Origin of the sequence: Aeromonas sp. R3-1 (assembly GCF_040908345.1) — a bacterium.
Taxonomy (GTDB): Bacteria; Pseudomonadota; Gammaproteobacteria; order Enterobacterales; family Aeromonadaceae; genus Aeromonas; species Aeromonas veronii.
Window position 1 is genome coordinate 16,832 of record NZ_JBFODN010000074.1, and the last position, 26,974, is coordinate 43,805.

At 57.9% G+C, this 26,974-nt stretch carries 22 protein-coding genes; 4 read left to right on the top strand and 18 right to left on the bottom strand.

The window, feature by feature from the left end; genetic code table 11:
- Window positions 1-13: 13 nt before the first annotated feature.
- A complete protein-coding gene (locus tag AB5Y85_RS04455; RefSeq protein ID WP_013724018.1) occupies window positions 14-1,444 on the bottom strand; it encodes a sodium:alanine symporter family protein in 1,431 nt (476 codons plus the stop codon).
- Window positions 1,445-2,145: 701 nt separating this feature from the next.
- Here AB5Y85_RS04455 and tal point away from each other — a divergent pair.
- Window positions 2,146-3,096, top strand: coding sequence for a transaldolase (tal, locus tag AB5Y85_RS04460; RefSeq protein ID WP_005338545.1), 951 nt, complete (start codon window positions 2,146-2,148; stop codon window positions 3,094-3,096).
- A 160-nt stretch (window positions 3,097-3,256) separates the two neighbouring features.
- On the top strand, window positions 3,257-3,439 hold the full coding sequence (locus AB5Y85_RS04465) for a DUF3545 family protein (protein WP_005338547.1): 183 nt from the start codon (window positions 3,257-3,259) through the stop codon (window positions 3,437-3,439).
- A 286-nt stretch (window positions 3,440-3,725) separates the two neighbouring features.
- Here the strand turns inward: AB5Y85_RS04465 and accA are convergent, their stop codons facing one another.
- The 17 genes from accA to rpsB all read right to left on the bottom strand — a co-directional run bounded on the left by accA (window position 3,726) and on the right by rpsB (window position 23,053).
- The gene (gene accA / locus AB5Y85_RS04470; protein ID WP_005338549.1) at window positions 3,726-4,676 is read right to left on the bottom strand and encodes an acetyl-CoA carboxylase carboxyl transferase subunit alpha; all 951 of its coding nucleotides are present in this window, start codon (window positions 4,674-4,676) and stop codon (window positions 3,726-3,728) included.
- Between the two features lie 15 nt (window positions 4,677-4,691).
- On the bottom strand, window positions 4,692-8,171 hold the full coding sequence (dnaE, locus tag AB5Y85_RS04475) for a DNA polymerase III subunit alpha (protein ID WP_257687076.1): 3,480 nt from the start codon (window positions 8,169-8,171) through the stop codon (window positions 4,692-4,694).
- A 38-nt stretch (window positions 8,172-8,209) separates the two neighbouring features.
- A complete protein-coding gene (gene rnhB / locus AB5Y85_RS04480) occupies window positions 8,210-8,800 on the bottom strand; it encodes a ribonuclease HII (protein WP_139443193.1) in 591 nt (196 codons plus the stop codon).
- Between the two features lie 119 nt (window positions 8,801-8,919).
- Window positions 8,920-10,059, bottom strand: coding sequence for a lipid-A-disaccharide synthase (lpxB, locus tag AB5Y85_RS04485; RefSeq protein ID WP_257687077.1), 1,140 nt, complete (start codon window positions 10,057-10,059; stop codon window positions 8,920-8,922).
- Entirely contained in the window at window positions 10,052-10,843 is a 792-nt protein-coding gene (gene lpxA, locus AB5Y85_RS04490) for an acyl-ACP--UDP-N-acetylglucosamine O-acyltransferase (protein ID WP_005338557.1), read from the bottom strand. The genes lpxB and lpxA overlap by 8 nt, the downstream gene beginning before the upstream one ends.
- Window positions 10,844-10,848: 5 nt before the next feature.
- Window positions 10,849-11,310 carry a 3-hydroxyacyl-ACP dehydratase FabZ gene (fabZ, locus tag AB5Y85_RS04495; RefSeq protein WP_005338559.1) on the bottom strand — a complete coding sequence of 154 codons (462 nt, stop codon included), beginning with the start codon at window positions 11,308-11,310 and terminating at the stop codon, window positions 10,849-10,851.
- A gap of 24 nt (window positions 11,311-11,334) precedes the next feature.
- Complete coding sequence (gene lpxD, locus AB5Y85_RS04500; RefSeq protein ID WP_005338561.1) at window positions 11,335-12,354, bottom strand: UDP-3-O-(3-hydroxymyristoyl)glucosamine N-acyltransferase; 1,020 nt, start codon at window positions 12,352-12,354, stop codon at window positions 11,335-11,337.
- 3 nt (window positions 12,355-12,357) lie between these two features.
- Window positions 12,358-12,870, bottom strand: coding sequence for an OmpH family outer membrane protein (locus AB5Y85_RS04505; RefSeq protein ID WP_257123524.1), 513 nt, complete (start codon window positions 12,868-12,870; stop codon window positions 12,358-12,360).
- 149 nt (window positions 12,871-13,019) lie between these two features.
- Window positions 13,020-15,557 carry an outer membrane protein assembly factor BamA gene (gene bamA / locus AB5Y85_RS04510; protein WP_257123525.1) on the bottom strand — a complete coding sequence of 846 codons (2,538 nt, stop codon included), beginning with the start codon at window positions 15,555-15,557 and terminating at the stop codon, window positions 13,020-13,022.
- Window positions 15,558-15,591: 34 nt separating this feature from the next.
- Entirely contained in the window at window positions 15,592-16,944 is a 1,353-nt protein-coding gene (gene rseP / locus AB5Y85_RS04515) for a sigma E protease regulator RseP (RefSeq protein ID WP_257687078.1), read from the bottom strand.
- Window positions 16,944-18,140, bottom strand: a complete 1,197-nt coding sequence (gene ispC / locus AB5Y85_RS04520) for a 1-deoxy-D-xylulose-5-phosphate reductoisomerase (protein ID WP_139443188.1) — start codon at window positions 18,138-18,140, stop codon at window positions 16,944-16,946. The genes rseP and ispC overlap by 1 nt, the downstream gene beginning before the upstream one ends.
- On the bottom strand, window positions 18,140-18,997 hold the full coding sequence (locus AB5Y85_RS04525) for a phosphatidate cytidylyltransferase (protein ID WP_026034918.1): 858 nt from the start codon (window positions 18,995-18,997) through the stop codon (window positions 18,140-18,142). The genes ispC and AB5Y85_RS04525 overlap by 1 nt, the downstream gene beginning before the upstream one ends.
- A 27-nt stretch (window positions 18,998-19,024) precedes the next feature.
- Complete coding sequence (gene uppS / locus AB5Y85_RS04530; RefSeq protein ID WP_005338574.1) at window positions 19,025-19,801, bottom strand: polyprenyl diphosphate synthase; 777 nt, start codon at window positions 19,799-19,801, stop codon at window positions 19,025-19,027.
- 72 nt (window positions 19,802-19,873) lie between these two features.
- Window positions 19,874-20,431, bottom strand: a complete 558-nt coding sequence (gene frr / locus AB5Y85_RS04535) for a ribosome recycling factor (RefSeq protein ID WP_005338576.1) — start codon at window positions 20,429-20,431, stop codon at window positions 19,874-19,876.
- A gap of 101 nt (window positions 20,432-20,532) precedes the next feature.
- A complete protein-coding gene (gene pyrH, locus AB5Y85_RS04540) occupies window positions 20,533-21,267 on the bottom strand; it encodes a UMP kinase (protein WP_005338577.1) in 735 nt (244 codons plus the stop codon).
- A gap of 71 nt (window positions 21,268-21,338) precedes the next feature.
- The gene (gene tsf / locus AB5Y85_RS04545) at window positions 21,339-22,220 is read right to left on the bottom strand and encodes a translation elongation factor Ts (RefSeq protein ID WP_005338578.1); all 882 of its coding nucleotides are present in this window, start codon (window positions 22,218-22,220) and stop codon (window positions 21,339-21,341) included.
- A gap of 104 nt (window positions 22,221-22,324) precedes the next feature.
- Window positions 22,325-23,053 (bottom strand): 30S ribosomal protein S2, encoded by a 729-nt coding sequence (rpsB, locus tag AB5Y85_RS04550; protein ID WP_005303470.1) that lies wholly within the window; start codon window positions 23,051-23,053, stop codon window positions 22,325-22,327.
- Window positions 23,054-23,424: 371 nt separating this feature from the next.
- On the opposite strand from rpsB, the gene map reads away from it, so the two are divergent.
- Window positions 23,425-24,213 carry a type I methionyl aminopeptidase gene (gene map / locus AB5Y85_RS04555; protein WP_021229216.1) on the top strand — a complete coding sequence of 263 codons (789 nt, stop codon included), beginning with the start codon at window positions 23,425-23,427 and terminating at the stop codon, window positions 24,211-24,213.
- An 86-nt stretch (window positions 24,214-24,299) separates the two neighbouring features.
- Window positions 24,300-26,936, top strand: coding sequence for a bifunctional uridylyltransferase/uridylyl-removing protein GlnD (gene glnD, locus AB5Y85_RS04560; RefSeq protein ID WP_236295708.1), 2,637 nt, complete (start codon window positions 24,300-24,302; stop codon window positions 26,934-26,936).
- The last annotated feature ends 38 nt before the right edge of the window (window positions 26,937-26,974 follow it).

A 26,974-nucleotide genomic window follows, 5' to 3' on the forward strand; every position in this document is an offset into this window, starting at 1 on the left:
GACTCACCGCTTGTTACTTTTTGGTCGGATTGTCCCAGATCCCCTCTTCCAGCTGGGAGCGGATCTCGGGGTATTTGTTGGCATCGAAGGTGGGCACCTTGCCCAGCCGGAGCTGGTCGTTGTAATCCTTGGCCAGCTTGATGGCAACGCTGGAGAGCAGCAGGATAGCCACCAGGTTGACGATGGCCATCAGCCCCATGGAGACATCCGCCATCGCCCACACAATCGGCAACTCACCCACGGCGCCGAACATCACCATCCCCAGAACGAACACCCGGAACAGCATCAGGCCGCCCTTGTGGTTGTGCTCGAGGAACACCAGATTGGTCTCGGCATAGGAGTAGTTCGCCACGATAGAGGTGAAGGCGAAGAAGAAGATGGCCGCAGCAATGAAGATGTTGCCACCGCTGCCAATCTGGGAGGAGAGCGCCCGCTGGGTCAGCTCGACACCTGTCACGCCGGAGCCCGGCTCAAACTGACCGGACATCAGGATGATGGCGGCGGTACAGCTGCAGATAACGATGGTGTCCATAAAGACCCCCAGCATCTGCACATAACCCTGGGAGGCCGGGTGCGGCGGATAGGGAGTGGCAGTCGCCGCAGCGTTGGGCGCAGAGCCCATGCCCGCTTCGTTGGAGAAGAGACCGCGCTTGATACCGTTGATCATCGCCTGGGAGATGGCATAACCCAGCGCACCCGAGCCTGCCTGCTCAATCCCGAAGGCGGACTTGATGATCAGCATGAAGACATGGGGCAACTCGGTGATGTTCATTGCCACGATCACCAGCGCCAGCAGGATGTAGGCCAGTGCCATAAAGGGCACCACCAGCTCGGCAAAACGGGCGATGCCACGAATGCCACCGAAGATAATCAGGCCGGAGAGCGCCACCAGCGCCAGACCGCTGACCCAGTCAGGAATGCCAAACGCCACCTTCATCGCCAGACTGATGGAGTTGGCCTGCACCGCGTTGAACACCAGACCAAATGCCAGGATCAGGCAGAGCGAAAACACCACCCCCATCCAGCGCATGCCAAGGCCTTTCTCCATGTAGTAGGCCGGGCCACCACGGTAGTTGCCATCCTCATCCTTGACCTTGTAGAGCTGGGCAAGGGTGCTTTCGACGAAGGCAGTCGCCATGCCGATAAAAGCAATCAACCACATCCAGAAGATGGCGCCGGGGCCACCCAGATAGATGGCGACAGCCACACCGGCCAGGTTGCCGGTGCCGACACGGGCGGCAAGGCTGGTACAGAGGGCCTGGAAGGAGGAGATGCCCGCGTTGTCCGATTTACGGCTGTTTTTCAGCACGGAAAACATGTGGCCAAAGTGACGGATCTGGATAAAACCCAGGCGGAAGGTGAAAAAGATACCGACCCCGATGAGCAGGTAGATGAGCACGGCTCCCCACATCAGGTCGTTTAGCATCGCAATCAAGGTGTCCATAATTCTCTCGTTGTTATTCACATCCATGGCCAGTCTGCGCTGACCGTTTTCTGTCTGTCGTTTAATTAGCGTTTCGCTAAAGGGGCGGAATCTAGCACAGCGGGAGAGCCCGGAATAGTGATCCCGGTCACGCGAGACACAAAAAACGAACGGTAAAAGCCCATAAAGCTCCATTTAAATCGCAAACTTTCAACAAACTCAATAATTCAATCAGACAGGCCACCATTAAGCCCCATAAGAGAACCATTTTGATATATCCCTGATGAGCTATGCGAAAACGCAAACGCTTGCATGAAATGGCTTTCAAATGGCGACATTTCGCCAAACGTTTTCGCTGTAATTAAATTTCAAGTACGTATCGAGATAATTTATGTGATCGACGACACAAATATAGATATTGGCTAAAAAAGTTCAGCTGAAAGCAAACCGGCGCGAGGTCAGGATGAAATGTAAAAAACCTTACTAATCATATAGTTTCACGCCATAAAGCGGGATAACTCAACAGCCTGAATGTTTAACAACCAAGCGCCCCTATTGCAGGATGCAGCACATCAGTATTAATTAGGCAGGCAATGACGATGGGCCGCCCCCATCGCGCTTTTCTGAGCCTGAGGCACCAAGATCCTGTAATTTTATTTCAGAACCACCGTCTCAAGCCCGCAACCCAGGGATTACTCCCTCATTAAGAGATGATATTCGCTATGGCCGATAAATTAACCCAGCTGAAAGCCCTGACCACTGTTGTTGCCGACACCGGTGATATCGAAGCCATCAAACGCTATCAGCCCATCGATGCCACCACCAACCCCTCTCTGGTTCTGAAGGCCTCCGAGATCCCCGAGTACGCTCCGCTGATCGAAGACGCCATCAACTGGGCCAAAGCCCAGAGCCAGGACAAGGCACAGCAAATCATCGACGCGGGCGACAAGCTGGCCGTCAACATCGGTCTGGAAGTGCTGAAGATCGTTCCGGGCCGCATCTCTACCGAAGTGGATGCCCGTCTCTCCTTCGATACCGAAGCCAGCATCGCCAAGGCCCGCAAGCTGATCCGTCTTTACAACGAAGCCGGCATCAGCAACGACCGCATTCTGATCAAGCTGGCCTCCACCTGGGAAGGGATCCGTGCCGCTGAAGTACTGGAGAAAGAGGGTATCCAGTGCAACCTGACCCTGCTGTTCTCCTTCGCCCAGGCCCGTGCCTGTGCCGAAGCCGGTGCCTTCCTGATCTCCCCGTTCGTGGGTCGTATCCTCGACTGGTACAAGGCTAAAAATGGCCGTGATTACACCGCCAGCGAAGATCCGGGTGTGGTCTCCGTCACCTCCATCTACAACTACTACAAGCAGCACGACTACCCGACTGTCGTGATGGGCGCCAGCTTCCGCAACACCGGCGAGATCCTGGAACTGGCCGGTTGCGACCGCCTGACCATTGGCCCGGCCCTGCTGGAAGAGCTGAGCAAGACCGAAGGCGCCGTGGTACGCAAACTGGACTACACCGGTGAGCGCAAGGCCAAACCGACTCCGATGACCGAAGCTGAATTCCGCTGGGAACTGAACCAGGATGCCATGGCTCACGAGAAGCTGGGCGAAGGCATCCGCATGTTCGCCATCGACCAGGGCAAGCTGGAAACCATGCTGGCAAGCCGCCTGTAATCGGTTCTTTTTTCTGATAAAAACCGGGTCCCTACCAAGGGGCCCGGTTTTTTTTCATGGGCTTTTTTAGCGCTGTCATAGAGTCGTCACGAAAACGTTTTAATTTCAGATTCGTTATGTTATACGGGTGGTGAAAACGATAAAAACCAAGGAGGGAGCCATGGAAATGTTCAACTTCGATTATGACGAGGTGGTTGAACTCGGTTCGCGTAGCCGCGGGACAACGGGAAAAAAACGTAAATGGCGTGAAATCGAGGCGTTGAAAGACAAACATCGCCTGCAGAAGGAGCTGCAATCCATCGATATCGCCTATGAAGGTCTTACAGACGAGATCGAACTGTAATACTGCCAGACACCTGTAAAAGCGCTCCGCACAGTCGGGGCGCTTTTTTCTGCCGCAATCGGATGAGCAAGCGGCTTGTCATGCCACTGCTAGCGATGCCAAAGGATGCTGCAGGCTAATGACAGTCATCACCAACAGCGTGGCATACCAACCCTGCCCCACACCCACGAATGCAGACCTGCGCCGTTTCAGGGCGCATTGGGGCAATCACCGCAAGACAAGTAATCAGCAATAAAAAACCCCCGTCGATGACGGGGGCCTGAATACTCGGGGGTGACGGCTGCGCTTAGCAGTAACCGTAGCCCAGCAGACGCTGGTAGCGTTGCTCCAGCAGTTGCTCGGTATCGAGCGGACGCAGAGCGTCCAAATCCTGCTTGATGCGAGCCTTGAGGTTTTTGGCCATCTTCTCCACATCGCGGTGGGCACCGCCGAGGGGCTCGTCGATCACGTGGTCGATCAGCTTGAGCTCTTTCAGACGCTGGGCAGTGATCCCCATCGCTTCGGCAGCCACAGAAGCTTTGTCAGCACTCTTCCACAGGATGGAGGCACACCCTTCCGGCGAGATGACGGAGTAGGTAGAGTACTGCAGCATGTTGACGCGGTCACCAACGCCGATTGCCAGCGCACCACCGGAGCCACCCTCACCGATCACGGTGCAGACGACCGGCACAGTCAGACCGGCCATCACCTTCAGATTGCGGGCAATCGCTTCGGACTGGCCACGCTCTTCGGCACCGACGCCGGGGTAAGCACCCGGGGTGTCGATAAAGGTGATGATCGGCATCTTGAAGCGCTCGGCCATCTCCATCAGACGCAGGGCCTTGCGGTACCCTTCCGGACGCGGCATACCGAAGTTGCGCTTGATCTTCTCTTTGGTCTCGCGACCCTTCTGGTGACCAATCACCATCACCGGCTCACCGTCGAGACGGGCGATGCCGCCGACGATAGCCTTGTCATCGGCATAAGCGCGATCGCCAGCCAACTCGTCAAAATCGGTGAAGATATGCTCGATATAGTCAAAGGTGTAGGGGCGCTGGGGATGACGCGCCATCTGGGATACCTGCCAGGCACCCAGATCACCGAAGATCTTTTTGGTCAGCTCTTCGTTTTTCTTCTCCAGCCGGCGGATCTCGTCTTTCAGATCCACGGCGTGATTGCCTTCACTCACATGTTTGAGTTCATCAATCTGCGCCTGCAACTCGGCAATCGGCTGTTCAAAATCCAGAAAAAGACTCATAGGGCCTTAGAACCTCTAATCAAAAACCAATTCAACCCGCTCTCGTCCAAGCAGGACTCGCAAGTCATCTATCAGTTGATCGGTGGGCGTCACCCGCCACTCGGTACCGAGCGTCAATCGCACCCGGGAGCCGGGGCGACGATAGTTTACCTGAACCGGACAGACTCCGGCACGGGCGGGCTCCAAAATCTCGCACAAACGCGGGAAAAAGCGATCATCAATCCGCTGTTCATCGAGGGAGATGCGGATTGCTCTGGCAAAACGCTCCCTCGCATCGTTGATATCCAGTAATTCTCGAGCCGACATTTTAAGGCCACCGGAGAAGTCATCAAAGCTGACCTGTCCAGAAACCACCAAAATGCGGTCTTTTTGCATCAATTCTTCATATTTTTCCAGCGCTTCACTGAACAGGGTCACATCAAGGCGACCAGAACGGTCGTCCAGGGTGAAGATCCCCATCTTGTTGCCACGCTTGGTCACCATGCTGCGAGCCGCGATCACCAGCCCCGCCGCCGTGGTCACGGTATCGCGGGAGGTGGGATGCAGATCGCACAGGCGACCCGAGGTATAACGACGCAATTCGCTGCTGTACTGGTTGATGGGGTGGCCGGTGAGATAGAGCCCGAGGGTCTCGCGCTCCCCTTCCAGCCAGACCTTGTCAGGCCAGTGCGGCACGTTGGCAAACGCCTTTTTGACGTCGTCAATCTCTTCGGTGAGCACGCCGAACATGTCGACCTGCCCCACTGCCTGCGCCTTGGCGTGCTGCTCGGCGGCCCGCATCGCCTCCTCCAGGGTCGCCATCAGGGCGGCGCGGTGGGGGCCGAGCCGATCCATGGCGCCGGAGAGGATCAGCTTCTCCATCACCCGCTTGTTGAGCTTCTTGATGTCGACCCGGTTGCAGAAGTCGAACAGATCGCGGAATGGGCCGTCCTGATCCCGTGCGCTCAAGATCGCATCGATGGGGCCTTCACCCACCCCTTTCACCGCCCCGATCCCGTAGACGATATGGCCATCTTCGTTGACCGAGAAGCGATAGCGGCCAGTGTTCACATCCGGCGGGATCACGGTGAGCCCCATCCGCTGACACTCGTCCACCAGAGTCACGATCTTGTCGGTGTTGTCCATATCGGCGGTCATAACCGCCGCCATGAACTCGGCCGGGAAGTGGGTCTTGAGCCAGAGGGTCTGGTAGGAGACCAACGCATAGGCGGCGGAGTGGGATTTGTTGAAGCCGTAGCCCGCAAACTTCTCCACCAGATCGAAGATCTTCATCGCCAGTTCGCCGTCGACGCCATTTTTGACGGCGCCCTCCTCGAAACCGGCTCGCTGCTTGGCCATCTCCTCGGGCTTTTTCTTACCCATCGCCCGGCGCAGCATGTCTGCGCCACCGAGCGTGTAGCCAGCCAGGGTCTGGGCGATCTGCATCACCTGCTCCTGATAGAGGATGATGCCGTAGGTCGGTTCCAGAATCGGTTTCAGGCTCTCGTGCTGCCACTTCTCGTCCGGATAGGAGATCGCTTCATTACCGTGCTTGCGGTCGATGAAGTTATCCACCATGCCTGACTGGAGCGGGCCCGGTCGGAACAGGGCCACCAGTGCGATCATGTCTTCGAAGCAGTCGGGGCGCAGCCGCTTGATGAGATCCTTCATGCCGCGGGATTCCAGCTGGAATACCGCGGTGGTCTCGTAGCGCTGCAGCAGGTCAAACGACTTCTTGTCATCGATGGGGATGGCGGCGATATCGACCGGCGGCTTGCCCTCTTTGGCAAGACGCGGGTTTATCATGCCGAGCGCCCAGTCGATGATGGTGAGGGTGCGCAGACCCAGGAAGTCGAACTTCACCAGGCCGGCGTATTCCACGTCGTTCTTGTCGAACTGGGTGACCGGGTGATGGCCTTCGTCATCGCAGTAGAGCGGCGCAAAGTCGGTGATCTTGGTGGGTGCGATCACCACGCCACCGGCGTGTTTACCGGCGTTGCGCACTACCCCTTCCAAGCGGCGGGCCATGTCGATGAGGTCCTTGATCTCCTCATCCTGCTCGTAGAGCTCGGGCAGCTTGGGCTCGGCCTCGAATGCCTTGGCGAGCGTCATGCCCGGATCCGGCGGAATGAGCTTGGAGATGCGATCCACAAAGCCGTAGGCGTGGCCCAGCACCCGGCCCACGTCCCGCACCACCGCCTTGGCCGCCATGCTGCCGAAGGTGATGATCTGGGAGACCGCATCCCGACCATACATGTCGGAGACGTGTTCAATCACCTCGTCGCGCCTGTCCATGCAGAAGTCGACGTCGAAGTCGGGCATGGATACCCGCTCGGGGTTAAGGAAACGTTCGAACAGCAGGTCAAATTCCAGCGGGTCGAGGTCAGTAATCTTGAGGGCGTAGGCCACCAGAGAACCTGCCCCCGACCCCCGGCCCGGACCAACGGGGATGCCGTTGTCCTTGGACCACTGGATAAACTCCATCACGATGAGGAAGTAACCCGGGAAGCCCATCTGGTTGATCACTTTCAGCTCGACATCGAGACGCTCGTCATACTCGGGACGTCGCTCGGCGCGCACTTGCGGATCCGGGAACAGGAACTCGAGACGCTCCTCCAGACCCTCTTTCGACTTGGCCACCAGAAAATCTTCGGTAGTCATGTCACCGGTCGGGAAGTTGGGCAGGAAGTACTCGCCGAGACGCACCGTCACGTTGCAGCGTTTGGCGATCTCCACCGTGTTTTCCAGCGCTTCGGGAATGTCGGCAAACAGCTCCGCCATCTCCTCCTGACTACGCAGGTACTGCTGGGGGCTGTAGCGACGGGGACGGCGTTTGTCCATCAGGGTATAGCCATCGTGGATGGCGACCCGGATCTCGTGGGCGTCGAAGTCATCGGCGTTGAGGAACACCACCTCGTTGGTGGCCACTACCGGCAGCTCGAACTCGGTGGCAATGGCCACCGCCATGTGCAGATAGACCTCCTCGTCGGAGCGACCGGTGCGCAGCAGCTCGAGGTAATAGGCATCCGGGAAGTGAGTCTGATAGAAGGCGACGCACTGCTCGGTCATCTGGCGGTTGCCCTTGAGCAGGAACTTGCCCACATCCCCCTCGCGGCCGCCGGAGAGGACGATCACCCCCTTGGCATGCTCGGCGAGCCAGCTCTTGTCGATAACCGGCCGCCCTTGCACGTGGCCGCGCTGGTAACCGCGGGAAATAAGCAGGGTGATGTTCTGGTAGCCGTCGTTATCCATGGCTAGCAGGGTGAGACGGAACTGCTCGTCGCCGAGCTCATCGCTCTGCACCCAGAAGTCGGCACCGACGATGGGTTTGATCCCCTTGCCGTGGGCTGCGCCATAGAAGCGCACCAGACCGCACATGTTCATCTGATCGGTCAGCGCCAGCGCCGGCATGTTGTTGGCCGCCGCCGCCCCGACTATGGGATTGATCTTCTGCAGGCCATCGACCATGGAGAAGTCGGAGTGGACTCGCAGGTGGATAAAACGGGGGTCAGCCATCGTCATCTCCTCTCGCTGCTCAAACTAAATGGCATGGTCTACTCGATCCCCAGTGCGCGGCGCACCGGCTTGAAGCTCTTGCGATATTCGGGCAACGGGCCACGCTCGGCCAGAATGGCGAGGTGCTCAGCGGTCGGATAACCCTTGTGGCGGGCAAAACCATATTCGGGATGACGGCTGTCCAGCTCGGTCATCTCGCCGTCGCGGGTCACCTTGGCGAGGATCGAAGCGGCACTGATGGCGGCCACCAGACTATCGCCCTTGACCACGGCGCGCGCTTCCATCGGCAATGCAGGGCAACGGTTGCCATCGATAAAGACCAGCTCAGGGGTGACCTTCAACTCCGCCACGGCTCGCTGCATCGCCAGCATGGTGGCATGCAGGATGTTGAGCTCGTCGATCTCCTCCGGGCTGGCGCGACCGATGGCCCAGGCGAGCGCCTTCTCTTTGATCTCGTCAAACAGGGCGAGGCGCTTCTTCTCGGAGAGCTTCTTGGAGTCGTTGAGCCCCGCGATCGGATTAGCGGGATCGAGAATGACCGCAGCGGTGACCACGTCACCCACCAGGGGGCCACGGCCCACTTCGTCCACACCGGCAACCAGCTTGTCGTCAGGAATATCGATCATCATCTTGTAGCCTTGAATCAAAACAGGCCCCGTGGGGCCTGACAGGGGTCGACTGGCGCGGCATCACCGCTCGGAAAACGGATTAACGGGCTGCGCGGCGCAATCGACGGTCCGAAATAGCGTTATCTGCCGAGCAGATCCGCCACCGCATCGGCGGCCTGCGAGTCGGCATTGCAGCGGATCAGCTGGTGCAGGTCGGTGAAGGTGTTGACCAGCGCACTGTTGTCTTGCTCGAAGTACTTGCTCACCTCTTCCACCAGATTCTCCGCGGTGCACTCGTGCTGGATGAGTTCCGGCACCAGCATGCGACCGGCAAGCAGGTTGGGCAGAGAGACAAATTCGGTCTTTACCAGTCGCTGGGCCAGCCAATAGCTGAAGGGCTTGAGCTTGTAGCCCACCACCATCGGCTTTTTCACCAGCATGGCTTCGAGCGCCGCGGTGCCAGAGGCCAGCATCACCACGTCGGCGGCGATCATCGCCTCGCGGCCCTGCCCTTCCAGCAGCACCATGTCGAGACCCGGCGCTACCTCGGCCTTGATGGCCATAAACTGCTCGCGCCGTTTCTGGTTGACCAGCGGTACGATGAAGCCGAGCTCCGGATAGCGCACCGTCAGGTGTTTGCACGCTTCGAGAAACAGGGGAGACATAAAGCCCACTTCTGCGGTGCGGCTGCCCGGCAGCACCGCCAGCCAGCGGCGATTGGCATCGATACCGAGATTGCGACGCACGGCGGCCTGATCCGGCACCAGCGGAATATCGTCCGCCATGGTGTGACCGACAAAACGGCAAGGGGCGTCGAAGCGGTCGTAGAAGGCTTTCTCGAACGGCAGGAAGGCGAGCACCATGTCGGTAGCGGCCTTGATCTTGTGAATGCGGTTCTGGCGCCAGGCCCACACAGAGGGGCTGACATAGTGAACCGTCTTGATACCGGCGCGGCGCAGTTTCAGCTCCACTCCGATATTGAAATCCGGTGCATCCACGCCGATGAAGATATCGGGCGGATTGGCAATAAAGTGGCGCAGCAGTTCGCGACGAACCTTGAGGATGCGCGGCAGACGGCCCAGCACCTCGGTGATCCCCATGACGGAGAGCTCTTCCATCTCGAACAAGGCCTTGACACCGAGGGCCTGCATCCGCGGCCCGGCGATCCCTTCGAACTGCGCATCCGGGTAGCGGGCTTGCAGCTCGCGCACCAGACCGGCAGCCAGGATGTCGCCGGAGACTTCTCCGGCGACGATACCGATACGAACCGGATCAGGCACGGATGATCCCGCGCTCGTTATCTTTGAGGAAGTCCACATAGAGCTGGACGGCCGGTTCGGCTTGCGCCATCTCGATCAGCACCGGCAGCACCTCTTCGATGGTCTTGCCGGAGCGGAAGATCTCTTTGTAGGCACGCTTGACGGCAGAGATGGCCTCGGCGCTGAAACCGCGGCGACGCAGACCTTCGGAGTTGACCCCGAACGGCTTGGCGTAGTTGCCGGCGGCCATCACGTAAGGCGGCACGTCTTTGTTCAGGGCGGCGCAGCCACCGACAAAGGCGTGGGAACCGACGCGACCGAACTGGTGAATGGCGGAGAGACCACCAAAGATCACGAAGTCACCGATCACCACGTGGCCCGCCAGGGTCGCGTTGTTGGCGAAGATGCAGTTGTCACCGATGATGCAATCGTGGGCAACATGAACGTTGACCATGAACAGGTTGCCGCTGCCCACCTTGGTCAGGCTCTGATCCTGAATGGTGCCACGGTGGAAGGTGCAGTTCTCGCGAATGACGTTGTTGTCGCCAATCTCGAGGAAGGTGCGCTCACCGGCGTACTTCTTGTCCTGGCAATCCTCACCGATGGAGGTGTGCTGGAAGATCTTGTTGCCGCGACCAATCTTGGTCGGGCCCTTGATCACCACATGGGAACCTACCCAGGTGTTGTCACCGATTTCCACCTCGGCGCCGATGACAGAAAAGGGGCCGATTTCAACCCCTTTACCGATCACGGCAGACTCATGGACGATGGCAGTATCGTGAATGATGGCAGTCTGGTCGATCACGTGTGTTAAACCTCGCGTTTGGCGCACATCAGCTCGGCGGTACAGACCACTTCACCGTCGACGGTGGCGACACCGGTGAACTTGGCAATACCGCGACGCTCTTTCAGGAACTCCACGTCCAGCACCAGTTGGTCACCGGGGCCGACCGGACGCTTGAAGCGAGCGTTGTCGATTGAGGCAAAATAATAGAGTTCGTTGGGAGACGGCTTGCCCACCATGGTAAAGGCCAGGATACCGGTGGCCTGTGCCATCGCTTCCAGGATCAGTACGCCAGGGAACACCGGCTTGGCCGGGAAGTGCCCCTGGAAGATCGGCTCGTTGAACGAGACGTTCTTGATGGCGCGCAGGGTTTTGCGCTCATCGCTGATCTCGTAGTCGTCTACACGATCCACCATCAGAAACGGATAACGGTGGGGCAGCAGATCCATGATTTCCTGGATACCCAGGCTCTTCTTTTCAGTAGTCAAAACAGTACCCTATACCAATCGTGATTATTCTTGATCCAGCTTCTTCTCAAGCTTGCTTAACCGCTTGTGCATCTCTTCGATACGCATCACCCGGGCGGCGGTCTTGCGCCACTCTTTATTGGTTTGCAGAGGGATGCCGGAAGAGTAGACACCGGGCTCGGTAATGGGTCGCATCACCATGGCCATACCGGTAACGGTGGCCTGGTCGCAGATCTCCATATGCCCGTTAAAGACGGAAGCGCCGCCAATGATACAGTATTTGCCGACCTTGAGACTACCTGCCATCACGGTGGAGCCCGCCACGGCGGTGCCGTAACCGATCTCCACGTTGTGGGCGATCTGGCACTGGTTGTCGATGATGACGTTGTCAGCGATGCGGGTATCTTCCAGCGCACCGCGGTCAATGGTGGTACAGGCACCGATCTCGACCCGGTTGCCAATGGTCACACCGCCGAGCTGGGGGATCTTGATCCACTCACCACGCTCATTGGCATAACCGAAACCATCGGCGCCGATCACTGTGCCGGATTGAACCAGACAGTCGGTGCCCATGGTCACATTGTGATAGAGGGTGACGTTGGCCCACAGCCGGGAGCGCGCTCCCAGCCGGGTATTTTTGCCAACAAAACAGCCCGGGCCAATGCGTACATCGTCACCCAGCACGACGCCGGATTCGATCACTGCATTGGCGCCGATAGCCACTCTCTCGCCCAGTTGCACGTCAGCCGCGATAACGGCGCTCGGATGAATATCCGTGGCCGGCTGCGGGGTGGTGTCCAGCAGTTGGGCTACCCGGGCAAAGCCCACATAGGGGTCTTTGAGCACCAGGGCATTGGTGGGACAAAATGGCAGATCCGCTTCTGTAATGAGCACGGCGGTCGCCTTGCTCTGCTCCAGATAGTGCCGGTACTTTTTGTTGGACAGGAAGGTGATATCCCCCTCCCCGGCCTTTTCCAGTGTCGCTACCTTGCGGATTTCCAGGGTTCCGTCGCCATGGACCTGGGCCCCCAGTTGCTGGGCCAGCTGTGCGAGAGTGAATGCCATCAATTAGTTGCTCTTGCTTACCTGAGAAATAACCTGGCCGGAGATGTCCAGCTTGCTGGCGGCATACGGGGCGGCATTGCGCTCCAGCACCAGATCGTAACCATTGCTCTTGGCGATGGAATCGATGGCAGCCTGCACCTTGGTCAGGATCTTGTTGCGCTCTTCGGACTGACGGCGACCGTTGTCCTGCTCAAAGGCTTGACGCTTCTGGTTGAACTCCATCTGCAGCTTGGCCAGCTTCTCCTGATTTTGCTTCTTCTGCTCGGCGCTCATGAAGGCTTCATCCTTGCGGAACTTCTCGACCAGCTTCTGGCCTTCCTGTTCCAGCTTCTGCAGCTCACGCATGCGCGGCTCGAATTCGCTTTTCAGCTTGGCTGCAACGGCTTCACGCTGGGGCAGCTTTTGGAAGACTTCGCCCATATCCACCACGGCGATCTTGGTCTCAGCGAAGGCAGAACCCATGCCGGCAGCCATCAGTGCAAAGCTCAAACCAGCTACTTTCAACGCTTTATTCACACTTACTCCTTGTTCCCTCATGGCGAGGGCTACCTGATTTACCCGATTATGCAAGCGGCGTTAGGACCGTCTTGTTACCTGGTGAGGCACGCATACCGCGCGTCCCATCATTGAAGACCCCCACCGCATGGGTGGGGGTGAAACTCTGCTTAGAAAGTACGACCGATATTGAAGGAGAAGAACTCGGTGCGATCCCCTTCATATTTCTTGATCGGCTTGGCCAAGGCAAACACCAGCGGGCCCATCGGCGAGAGCCACTGCAGGGAGACACCAGCAGAGACCCGGATATTGCCCGGGCTGGAGTAGTCTTGACTCACATAGCTACAGTTGGCATTACCGCTGGGATCGCAGGTATAAGCACTGTTAGCAAAATCAGTGCTCCAGACTGTACCTGCATCAATAAATGCGGTGGTACGGATCTGCGGACGGTAGGTCTCGGAAACGAACGGGGTCGGGAAGACCAGCTCGAAGGAGGCAACCGCCAAGGCATTACCACCGACTGAAGTATCCGAGCCTTCGTAATTGCCAGTAGGTTCTGGTGCTTGACAAGAGGTTCCAACACAGACCGGCGGCTTATAGGTCGCGTAAATAGCCTTGGGACCAATGGTATTGCTCTTGAAGCCACGTACCGTATCGAAACCACCGGCATAGTAGTTTTCGAAGAACGGCAGCATGCTGCTATCGCCATAGCCGTTACCGTAGGAGACGCGCCCCTTGCCGATCATCACCCAGCTATGATCCGCATCGAGCGGGAAGTAGTGGGCATCTTCGGCAGAGAGTTTGTAATACTGCAGATCCATGCCAGGAATAGTGATTTTGCCGTTGACACGCTGACGGTCACCAGCGGTCGGGAACATCCCCTTGTTCAGAGTGGAACGGGTCCAACCAGCGGTGAGATCAACAGTCACGAAATCAACACTATCCTCACCCTTGGCATAGAGATCCCAGAACTGATCCATCTGTACTGACTGACGATTATCATTCCACTGGTCGTAGCAATAAGTATTACTGGACGTTGGTGGATTGTCCCTGATGCACTCTTGGAATTTGTCGTTACTAAAGGTCGGCCGACTCAACTTGGAGCTTTCAATACCGGTACTGAAGTCGAGACGGTTGAACTCATTGACCGGGAAGCCGCTGGAGAGACGGAAACCGATGGTTTCGTTCTCGTAATCAACGATATCGGCATCATCGGCGCGGAACTGGTTGTAGTAGACACGACCACCCAGGCTGACACCATCCACGGTGAAGTAGGGGTCGTTGTAGCTCAGGTCAACGTTCTTGGAGTAGTCGTTGGTGCTGGCGTTGATGGAGACCTTTTTACCGGTACCCATAAAGTTGTCCTGGGAGATCCCTGCCTGCAGGCTCAGACCTGACTCGGTGCCGTAACCAATACCTGCGTTGATGGAGCCTGCTGGCTGCTCCTTGACCTTGAAGTCGAGATCGACCAGGTCATCGTTGCCAGGCACCCGCTTGGTGTCCACTTCGACGCTCTCGAAGTAGCCAAGGCGGTTGAGACGGCTCTTGGACTGCTCGATATTGTCGGAAGAGAGCCAGGTGCCTTCCATCTGGCGCATCTCGCGACGCAGCACCTGATCTTCGGTGGTGGCATTACCGCTGAAGTTGATATTGCGCACATAGACACGGGGGCCCGGCTCAACGTTGACGATCAGCTCCACTTCCTTGGTTTTGTCATTGATCTGCGGGAAGGTGACCACTTTCGGATAGGCGTAGCCGTAGCGGCCGAGGAACTTGGAGAGCACCTCTTCGGTATGAGTCACCTGGCTGGCGGAGTAGGTGCTGCCGATGGCGATCGGGATCAATCCCTTCATCTCGCCACCGCGATCGATCAGGTCACCCTTGAGCTGGACACCGGAAACCTTGTACTGATCCCCTTCCTTGATGTTGAGGGTAACGTAGACGCCCTTCTTGTCGGGGGTCATGGAGACCTGGGTAGACTCCTGCTGGAAGCGGATATAGCCGCGGTCCATGTAGTAGGAGCGAAGGGTCTCGATATCACCGGCCAGTTTCTGCTTCTGATAGCGCTGGTCGGCGGTAAAGTTCCACCAGGGCACTTCGTCGCGCAGGGAGAGCTGGGCAATCAGCTTCTCTTCAGGGAATACGCTGTTGCCGACGATGTTGATCTGCTGGATCTTGGCCGCCTCCCCTTCCACGAAGGTGAACTTGAGATCGACCCGGTTGCGCGGCAACGGGGTGACGATGGCCTTGACCTTGGCGGAGTATTTACCCACGCCATAGTAGAAATCTTCCAGTCCCTTCTCGAGGGAGGTGAGCACAGTGCGATCCAGCGGATCGCCCACACGGATACCGGAGGACTCCAGACTCTGGGTCAGTTGCTCCTCTTTGATATCCTTGTTGCCGGCAAACTCGATGCTGGAGATGGTCGGACGCTCCTTGACCATCACTTGCAGCACTTGGCCGTCACGGTAAACCTTCACATCCTCGAAGTTACCCGAGGCATAGAGCTTTTTGATGGCGCTGGCCAGTGCCACGGAGTCGACGGTATCACCGACCCGGATCGGCAGGTTCAACAGTGCGGCACCCAGGGTCACCCGTTGCAGACCTTCGACCTGGATATCTTGCACCACAAAAGAGGCAGGGGCCGCCTGGGCCAGGAAACTGGCACCCAGCAGGCAACTCAACACCAATGCTTTTTTAACAGCCATTTTGTTCTTATGTGTCCTTGTTGATGCTCTGGCCTCAGAGGCGAGCGAAATCGTTAAACAGCGCAATGCCCATCAATAACATCAGAATGGCGGCGCCGATCCTGAAACCCACTTCCTGTATTTTCTCTGATACCGGCTTGCCGGTGACCGCTTCGATCAGGAAATAGACCAGATGGCCACCATCGAGCACCGGCAGGGGGAACAGATTGATAATCCCCAGGTTGACGCTGATGAGCGCCAGAAAACTCAAGAAATAGACCAGACCATAGTCGGCACTGCTGCCGGCGCCCTTGGCAATGGAGATGGGGCCGCTCAGGTTGTCCAGCGACACGATGCCACCGATCAACTTGCCAATCATGTCAAAGGTGAGCGTGATCAGGCTCCAGGTTTTGTCCGCGCCATGCCACAGCGCCTGCAAAGGCCCATACTGTAACAGAATTCGATATTCATCCGGTAATGGAACCAGTTGCGGTGAGAGACCGACGAATCCCACCAGCTTGCCCTGCATCTTGCGGCTATCCGGGGTCAGGGTCACGTTGAGATCACTGTTGTTGCGCTCAACCACCACTTGAAGGGGTTCGCCCGGAGCCTGCTGCACCAGCTCGACAAACTGGGCCCACGCGGTAATAGGCTGATCGCCGACCTGTTTGATACGGTCACCAACCTGCAGCCCCGCCTTTTCACTGGCACTCTTGGCCACCACGGCAGCCACGACTGGCAGCACTTTGCCACTCAAGGGGACAATTCCCAAGCTGCCGATGGGCGACTCTTTATCCGGATCGAAGGTCCAGCCGGTCAGCGACAAGGTTTTATCGGTGGCATAGCTGGTATTGGGTGCCTGCACCTTGAGAGTCACAGCATCGTCACCCAGATGGCTGATAAGGGCGTAGGTGACGCTCTCCCAGTCGCCGGTCTGCTCATCGCCGACCCCGACAATCTCCATCCCCGGCAGCACACCCGCCTCGGCAACGATAGATGCCGGACGCACTTCACCGATCACCGGCTTGACGCTCGGCACCCCGATAATAAACATCAGCCAGAGGGCAAACAGGGCAAAGACGAAGTTGGCCATAGGACCTGCGGCAACAATCGCCATCCGCGCCCAGACACTCTTGTGGTTAAAGGCATACTGCTCGTCACCGGGTTTGAGTTCGTCGACCCGACCATCCAGCATCTTGACGTAACCACCGAGCGGGATCAGCGCCAGCACATATTCGGTGCCATCTTTACCCATCCTGCGCCAGATCGCCTTGCCAAAACCGATGGAGAAGCGCTCAACCTTGACGCCACAACGACGGGCCACCCAGAAGTGACCAAACTCGTGCACTGCGACCAGCAGGCCCAGCGCAACAACAAAGGCACCGATATTCCACAACACACCGCCCATCAGCCAAGCTCCTCAATCAAAGTGTGAGCACGGGCTCTTGCCGCACCGTCCAGGGCAAACAGATCATCGAGCGAGCCGACGGCGCTGCTCTCCAGCGCCAGCATCACTGCCTCGTTGATCCGGGCAATATCCATAAAACCGATGCGCCCGGCCAGGAAGGCGGCAACCGCCTCCTCGTTGGCTGCATTAAGCGCAGTAGTCGCCGCTTGTCCCTTCTGGCAGGCATTGATGGCCAGCGCCAGACAGGGGTAGCGATCGTAATCAGGCCGGATAAAGCTGAACTCTCCGACACTGAAGAAATCCAAAGGTTCCACACTGGAGGAGATGCGATTGGGATAAGCCAGCGCATGGGCGATGGGGGTACACATATCCGGATTGCCAAGCTGAGCCAGCACGGAGCCATCCTTGTACTGCACCATGGAGTGGATCACCGACTGCGGGTGGATCACCACCTGGATCTGCTCGGGCGCCGCATTGAACAGCCAGCGCGCCTCGATGTACTCCAGCCCCTTGTTGATCATGGTGGCGGAGTCGACCGAAATCTTGGCCCCCATCGACCAGTTGGGATGAGCGATGGCCTGCGCCGGCGTCACCTTGGCCAGCTCGCTGATCTCGGTGTAACGGAACGGACCGCCAGAACCGGTCAGCAAAATCTTGCTGATCCCCGCCGCCGCCAGATCGCAAAAACCGGGATGGCGCTGCACTGCAGTCGGCAGACACTGGAAGATGGCATTGTGTTCGCTGTCGATGGGCAGCAGCTCGGCACCATGCTCGCGCACGGCCTCCATGAAGAAAGCACCGGACATCACCAGCGCCTCCTTGTTGGCCAGCAAAATACGCTTGCCGGCACGTACCGCGGCCATGGTCGGGGCCAGTCCGGCCGCACCGACGATGGCGGCCATCACGCTATGGGCATCGGGGTGAGCGGCAACCTCGCAAAGGGCTGCTGCACCAGACATGACCCGGGTCGCACTGCCGTGCGCTTTCAGACGGGCAGCCAGTTCACGGGCGGCATCCTCATCGACCATCACGGCAAAACGGGGAGAGAATTCGAGGCAGTCCCGCAACATGGCATCCACGTTGCGGGCCGCGGTCAACGCCAACACTTGCCAACTGCCCGGGTTATGGCGCAGCACTTTCAAGGTACTCTGACCAATGGAGCCGGAGGCCCCCAGAATAACCAGTGACTTGTGCATCAAAACTCCTGACTGAGTAGCAGATAACTGAGCAGAAACACCGGCAGGGCGGCGGTCAGGCTGTCGATCCGGTCGAGAATGCCGCCATGACCCGGCAACAGGGTGCCGGAGTCCTTGATGCCTGCTTCACGCTTGAACATGCTCTCGGTCAGATCGCCGAGTACGGAGGCAAGCACCGCCAGCAGAGAGCAAAACAGCACGGTGATCATCTTGGCAGGAACAAATCCCATCGACCAGGTAACACCGATGGCCAGCAGGCTGGCGGTAAAGAGGCCGCCACACATTCCTTCGATGGTTTTGCCCGGACTCACAGCCGGTGCCAGCTTGTGCTTACCGAACGCCTTGCCGAAAAAATACGCGCCAGAATCTGCCGCCCAGACCAGTCCCATCACGAACAACAGGATCCAGGCGCCCATCATGGGGTCATGGTAAAAGTTGTAACCACGGATGGCGACCAGCGACCAGAAGAAGGGAACCAGGGTCACCAGACCAAACAGCGACTTGAGCCAGATAGACTCTTTCCACAGCTTGGCGCTTTGGGGATAGCGCAGCACCAGCAGCAGACCCAGCAGCCACCAGCTTACCGCTGTCCAGAGCACGCCCATCACGAGGGGGTGCAGGTGGGGCGTCCAGAGTTGCTCCACCGGCAGCCAAAAGAGGCTGGCACCGAGTAACAGACAAAATACGATGGGTAACCATTGCTGCGGAGCAGCAGAGACAAACCCGCTCCATTCGCGACTGGCCAACAAAAACACCAGCGCAGCCAACAGGGCAAAAAATTTCAATGGCAGAAAGAAGAGCGCCCCCAACACCAGGGGGATCAACATCAAAGCAGTAATAATTCGTTGTTTTAGCAAAAGAAACCTCTCTCTTGGGAGCGGGGTTTAGCCGGTCTGCTGCTCGGCGATCAATTCCCGTATCTGTTCACCCGTGCAACCGAAGCGACGCTCGCGGGCAACGAAAGAGGCGACCGCCTCACTGAACTCGGCCTCGTTGAAATCGGGCCACAATACCGGGGTAAAATAGAGCTCGGCATAGGCGAGCTGCCATAACACAAAGTTGCTGATGCGATGATCGCCACCGGTGCGGATCAACAGGTCCACGGGTGGCAGATCGGCCATGCAAACCTCGCGGGTCAACATGGATTCATCAATGTCGTCAGCGGCCAGTTCACCGGCCGCCACTGCTTTAGCCAGCTTGCGGGCCGCCTGGGCGATATCCCACTGGCCGCCATAGTTGGCCGCAATGTTCAGGGTCAACCCCTTGTTATTGGCGGTCAAGGCTTCCGCCTTGGCGATTTTGGCCTGCAACCGCTCACTAAAGCGAGCTGTATCGCCAATCACCTTGAGCCGGATCCCGTTGTTGTGCAGTTTCTGCACCTCACGACCCAGCACTGTGATGAACAGTTCCATCAAGGCACTGACCTCCCCTTCCGGGCGGCGCCAGTTCTCGCTGGAGAATGCAAACAGGGTCAATGCCTCGATCTTGGCACGCGCAGCAAAGGTAACGGCCTCGCGCACTGACTTGACGCCCGCCTTGTGGCCATAAACCCGCATCTTGCCTCGGTTCTGGGCCCAGCGACCGTTACCATCCATGATGATGGCGACGTGACGGGGTAAAGACGAGTTGGCACAATCACCCAACGCAGCCAAAAGCGACATGTAATTCTCCCACAAAGACAAAAGCGCCGTGCAGGGGCACTACACGGCGCTCGTAATATACCTTTCAGACGGTTAGATTTCCATTAGCTCCTTCTCCTTTACGGCAAGGGCCTCATCGACCAGCTTGATGTAGGAGTCGGTCAGTTTCTGGATCTCTTCCTGGGCGCGACGGTCGTCGTCTTCGGAGATCTCTTTGTCCTTCAGCAGCGCTTTCAGATCGGCGTTGGCGTCACGACGGATGTTGCGCACGGCAACACGGGCGTTTTCCGCTTCGGCACGGACGATCTTGGTCAGGTCACGACGGCGCTCTTCGGTCAGCGGCGGCAGCGGTACGCGCAGGGTCTGGCCATTGCTGGACGGGTTAAGGCCCAGATCGGAGGTCAGGATCGCCTTCTCTACCGCCTGGATCATGGAGCGGTCAAAAATGGAGATGGAGAGGGTGCGAGCATCTTCTGCCACGACGTTGGCCAACTGTTTCAGCGGAGTGGCAGCACCGTAATACTCAACCTGGATGCCGTCGAGCAGGCTCGGATGAGCGCGGCCGGTACGGATCTTGGACATTTGAGTCTTGAGCGCTTCTACGCTCTTGCCCATACGGTCCTTGGCGTCGTTTTTAATCTCGTTGATCACAGTGGTTTTCCTTTTGGCGAACGAGCCGCTACACGGCCCGTGTCTATCTTATTTACTGACGTGATGGATAGGATAAGAGCGCCAGGTGGCTCACTTTTATCTTATTTACCAACGTGGTGGATCAGAGTGCCTTCCGGTTCACCCATGACAACCCGGCGCAGGGCACCCGGTTTGTTCATGTTGAACACGCGGATCGGCAGATCATGGTCACGTGCCAGGGTAAAGGCAGCAAGATCCATCACCTTGAGCTCTTTTTCAAGAACTTCATCATAACTCAGTTCATGATACAGCACGGCATCCGGATTCTTGACCGGATCTTCGTTGTATACACCATCAACCTTGGTGGCTTTGAGTACCACGTCAGCTTCGATCTCGATCCCGCGCAGGCAAGCCGCAGAATCGGTAGTGAAGAAGGGGTTGCCGGTACCGGCAGAGAAGATAACGACTTTGCCAGCACGCAGCTGGCTGATTGCCTCGGCCCAGCTGTAGGAGTCGCAGACGCCTTGCAGGGAGATGGCAGACATCAGACGGGCATTCACATAAGCACGATGCAGGGCATCACGCATGGCCAGACCGTTCATCACGGTTGCCAGCATACCCATGTGGTCGCCCACCACGCGGTTCATGCCCGCTTTGGCAAGACCGGCACCACGGAACAGGTTGCCGCCACCGATGACCAGACCGACCTGAACACCCAACTCAACCAGTTCTTTGATCTCTTGGGCCATCCGCTCCAGCACCGCCGGATCAATGCCGAAACCCTCGGATCCTTGCAGGGCTTCACCACTCAACTTCAGAAGAACACGTCTGTATGCAGGTTTGGGATTGGTACTCATGTCACTGATTCCTGGTCATATAAAGACCGCGACATAAGTCGCGGTCTGGGGAAACGGAAAAACCGGTTCGATTAGGCCTTTTGAGCGGCCGCGATTTGGGCTGCAACTTCAGCAGCGAAATCGGTCTCTTGCTTCTCGATGCCTTCGCCCACTTCGAAACGGGTGAAGGAAACAACGTCAGCGCCTTCTTTCTTCAGCAGCTCGGCAACGGTCATGGAAGGATCTTTCACGAACGGTTGACCAGTCAGGGAAACCTCACCGGTGAACTTCTTCATGCGGCCTTCAACCATCTTCTCGGCGATCTCTTTCGGCTTGCCGGAGTTGATGGCGATGTCGATCTGGATTTCGCGCTCTTTGGCAACGACTTCAGCAGACACGTCTTCAGGCTTGACGAATTGCGGGCTGTTGGCAGCAACGTGCATGGCCAGATCTTTGGCCAGCTCGGCAGAACCACCGGTCAGCTTGGTGATAACACCAATGCGGGAACCGTGAACGTAGGTACCCAGGTTGTCACCTTCAACCAGCATCACGCGACGCAGGTTCATGTTCTCACCGATCTTGGCGATCAGGTTGGTGATGGTCAGCTCGACGGATTCGCCGTTACCGAAGTCAGCGGCTTTCAGCGCGTCAACGTCAGCAATTTTCTGGGTCGCAGCGATGTCAGCGATCTTCTGGCCCATTGCCATGAAGCTGGCATCTTTGGCGACGAAGTCGGTTTCGCTGTTCAGCTCGATCATGACGGCAACGTTGCCTTCGGTGCGAGCAAAGATAACGCCTTCAGCGGCGATACGGCCAGCTTTCTTGGCGGCTTTGGCCTGACCGGATTTGCGCATGTTCTCAATTGCCAGCTCGATATCACCAGCAGCTTCTTCCAGTGCTTTTTTGCAATCCATCATGCCAGCGGCAGTGCGCTCGCGCAGTTCTTTTACCAGGGCGGCAGTAACGTTAGCCATGTCCAGTATCCTCGGTCTTGAATTGACAAGAAACAGGGGCCACAAGGGCCCCTGCTAACCAATTACATCAGCTTGGTTAATAAGGGCTTTACAGTCCTTATCAATTACTCAGCTTCAACGAAGCCATCTTGTTCGGCTTGAACAACGATGTCCTGAGCGCGAGCTTCCAGTACGGTGTCAGCAGCAGCATTCAGGTACAGCTGTACGGCACGGATAGCGTCGTCGTTACCCGGGATGACATAGTCAACGCCGTCCGGGTTGGAGTTGGTATCAACGATGGAAACTACCGGGATACCCAGGTTATTGGCTTCTTTGATAGCGATATGCTCGTGGTCGGCATCGACAACGAACAGAACGTCAGGCAGGCCGCCCATGTTCTTGATACCACCCAGGCTCTTCTCCAGCTTTTCCATTTCGCGAGTACGCATCAGCGCCTCTTTCTTGGTCAGCTTGTCGAAGGTACCGTCCTGGCTCTGGGTTTCCAGATCTTTCAGGCGCTTGATAGACTGACGAACGGTTTTCCAGTTGGTCAGCATACCGCCCAGCCAGCGGTGGTTTACATAGAACTGGTCGCAACGCTCAGCGGCTTCTTTTACGGCTTCAGACGCGGCACGCTTGGTACCAACGAACAGTACCTTGCCTTTCTTGGCAGCTACGGAGCTGATGAAGTTCATGGCATCGTCAAACATCGGAACGGTTTTTTCCAGGTTGATGATGTGAACTTTGCTGCGGGCACCGAAGATGTAGGATTTCATTTTCGGGTTCCAGTAACGAGTCTGGTGACCGAAGTGAACGCCGGCTTGCAGCATGTCGCGCATAGAAACTTTAGCCATTTTATACCTCTGTATTGGGGTTAGGCCTCCACACATCCCATATAACCGACCCGTTAAGGCACCCCGGCATATGTGTCGATGTGTGTGTGTTGTTTAAGTAAGGGTGATGAAATCGGGACGCAAGTTCCCCATTCCGGCGCGCTTTATACCATAACTTTGTTCAGGACACCACCGGCCAACACCCTAAACAGGTGTAAATATGGATCCCGCCAGAGGATGCTGCGACGCCGATTTGACGTTGTGATGACAATCACACTGGAAGTACGCGGGGGTTGCGGATAAAATTTTGCCCTGATTGCAAACGCATCTATTTTTCATTACCTGTCCTGTCTGCCCTCGCAGGCCCAGCGGCAGGCCGCAAGAGAGATCCCATGTCCATTAAAATCAAGACACCGGAAGAGATTGAAAAGATGCGCGTTGCCGGCCAATTGGCCGCCGATGTGCTGGTCATGATTGCGCCCCATGTCAAAGCTGGCGTCACCACTGACGAACTGAACACCCTCTGCCACGACTATATTGTCGACGTACAACAGGCTGTTCCAGCTCCGCTCAACTACCACGGCTTCCCCAAATCCATCTGCACCTCGGTGAACGATGTGATCTGCCACGGTATCCCGAATCACAAGAAGCTGCGCGATGGCGACATCATCAACCTGGATATCACCGTTATCAAGGATGGTTACCACGGTGACACCTCGGCCATGTTCATCGTGGGCGAGACCACCCCGCTGCGCCGCCAGCTCTGCAAGGTTGCGCAAGAGAGCCTCTACGCCGCCATCAAGAAGGTGCGTCCGGGTGCCTGCATCACCGAGATTGGCGCTGTTATTCAGCCCATCGTCGAGAAGGCCGGTTTCTCCGTGGTGCGTGACTACTGCGGTCACGGCATCGGTGCCGAGTTCCACGAAGAGCCGCAGATCCTCCACTACCGCAACAGCGGCAAGCTGGAGCTGAAAGCGGGCATGTGCTTCACCATCGAGCCCATGGTCAACAGCAAGAAGTATCACTGCAAGGTCAATCCGAAGGATGGCTGGACCGTGACCACCAAGGATGGCGGCGACTCCGCCCAGTGGGAACACACCCTGCTGGTGACCGATGATGGCTGCGAGGTGCTCACCCTGCGCCCCGATGACACTATCGACCGCTTCATCAAACACAGCTAACATCGAACCCCGGCCCTGAACTTCCAAAGCGCCGGGGTTTTTACTTCTGTTTCAGCCGTTTGCCTGCCACTTGCGTGTGAGATGCCATGGACGCCAGCCTGCTTTCCCCCCATTTGTTACCCGATGACCAGCTCACTCGCGACAACTGCAAAGAGTACCTGAGCCGCTTTCTCGGCTGGCTGCACGCCCGTTTTGATGCCGGCGACAACATCATCGAGCTGGTCGCCACCCGCTCCGAGTATATGGATCAGTTGCTCTGCCGCCTGTGGCAGAAGTTCGGCTTTGACAAGAGCGATCTGACCCTGATCGCGGTAGGCGGTTATGGCCGCGGCGAGCTGCACCCACACTCCGATATCGACCTGCTGATCCTCTATGACGGCGACGAGCTGGACGAGGTGTTGGGACTGCGCATCGGCGAGTTCATCACCTTGCTGTGGGACCTCAAGCTTGAGGTGGGTCAGGCGGTGCGCAACGTGGCGGAGTGTCTCGAGCAGGGGCGTGCCGATATCACGGTCGCCACCAACCTCATTGAGGCCCGCTACATCACAGGTCGCCAGGAGGGCTTTCGGCAACTAAAAGAGGCCACCGGCCCCCAGCACTTCTGGCCGAGCGAAGCCTTCTTTCGCGCCAAGCGCCAGGAGCAGGCGGAGCGGCACCAGCAGTTTCTCGGCACCGCCTACAAGCTGGAGCCGGATCTCAAGAGCAATCCGGGCGGCCTGCGGGATATTCAAACCCTCGCCTGGGTCGCCCGCCGCCACTTCGGCGCCACTACCTTGTTCGAGATGACCAGCCACGGCTTCCTCAATCGGGCCGAGTACCGCGAGCTGCTCGACTGCCAGAATTTTCTCTGGAAGGTGCGCTTCGCCCTGCACATGGCCATAAACAAGGGAGATAACCGCCTGCTGTTCGATCGCCAGCGCACCGTGGCCCAGATGTTGGGGTTCGAGGGGGAAGGTAACACTCCGGTCGAACAGATGATGAAACGCTTCTATCAGACGGTACGGCGGGTCTCCGAGCTCAACGAGATGCTGCTGCAGCTGTTTGACGAAGCCATCCTCGGCAACACCGCCATGGATGTGCGCCGCCTCTCCGACGAGTTCCAGCTCCGTGGCCGCCTCATCGATGCGGTGGATGCGGAGTTGTTTAGCCGTGAACCGGCCGCCATCCTGCGCCTCTTCTATCAGATGGCCCAACACCCCGAGATTGCGGGTATCCACTCGGCCACCTTGCGCCAACTGCGCGAGGCGCGCCGCAAACTCAACTGCTGGTTGCAAGACTTACCCGACTGCCGTCGCCTCTTTATGGCGCTGCTGCGCCACCCCAACGGCATCGGCCTGCCGCTCACCCTGATGCACAAGTACGGCATTCTGGCGGCCTATCTGCCGCAATGGAACCTGATCGTCGGCCAGATGCAGTTCGATATGTTCCACGCCTACACGGTAGATGAGCACACCCATCGGCTGCTCAAGAACATTCATCAGTTTCCCAATCCGGCCAGTCGCCAGAGCCACCCGCTCTGCCACGAGGTCTTCACCCGGCTGCGCAAACCGGAGCTGCTCAGCATCGCCGCCCTGTTTCACGATATCGCCAAGGGGCGGCGCGGCGATCACTCGGAACTCGGCGCCGTCGATGCGCTAGAGTTCTGCCAGCTGCACGGACTCGATCGCTACGAGAGTCGGCTGGTTGCCTGGCTGGTGCGCCACCACCTGTTGATGTCGGTCACCGCCCAGCGCCGCGATATCTACGATCCCGACGTGGTCACCGACTTTGCCCAGAAGGTGCGCGACGAGCAGCATCTCGACTTGCTCTACTGCCTCACAGTGGCCGATATCTGCGCCACCAACGATACCCTGTGGAACGACTGGAAGGGCACCCTGCTGCGGGAGCTCTACTTCGCCACCCAGAAGGCGCTGCGCCAGGGGCTGGAGAACCCGCCCGACATGCGGCTGCGCATTCGCGAAAACCAGCGTCAGGCCAAGCAACTGCTGGCGCAACGGGATGTATCGGAAGAGGCGATCAACCAGCTCTGGGCCGATTTCAAGGCCGACTACTTCCTGCGCCACAGCCCGGAACAGATCGCCTGGCACTGCCGCCACATCATCGAGCATGGCGACAATCCGGCTCCGCTGGTGATCATCGGCAAACACCCGACCCGCGGCGGCAGCGAGGTGTTTATCTACTGCCGCGATACCCCGAATCTGTTTGCCACCGTGGCCTCGGCACTGGATCAGAAGAACCTCAACATCCACGACGCCCAGATCATGAACTCGCGCAGCAACTATGTGCTCGATACCTTCGTGGTACTGGAGCCAAGCGGCGAACCCATCAGCCCCAACCGTACCGCCACCATCAAGAAGGCGCTGGAGAAGGCGCTGCAGGAGCCGGGCAAGCTGGTGCTGCGCAACAAGCCGTTGTCACGGCGCCACCGCCAGTTCAGCGTACCGACCCGGGTAGTCTTCCTGCCTCATAAAGGGGAGAGCCGTCACACCCTGATGGAGCTGACTGCCCTCGATACCCCCGGCCTGCTGGCGCGGATCGGTGCCGTTTTCCAGCAGTGCGGACTGTCGCTGCACGCCGCCAAAATTGCCACTTTCGGTGAGAGGGTCGAGGACTTTTTCAGCCTGACCAGCCTCGATGGCGAGCCACTGACGGCGGAGCAGCAACTGCAGCTGGAAGAGCGACTGGTACACCAGCTCAATCCCCAGCAGTCGGTACTGGATTAAGCGAAGAGTGATTCGAAAGAGGCTGATTGTCGGGCGTT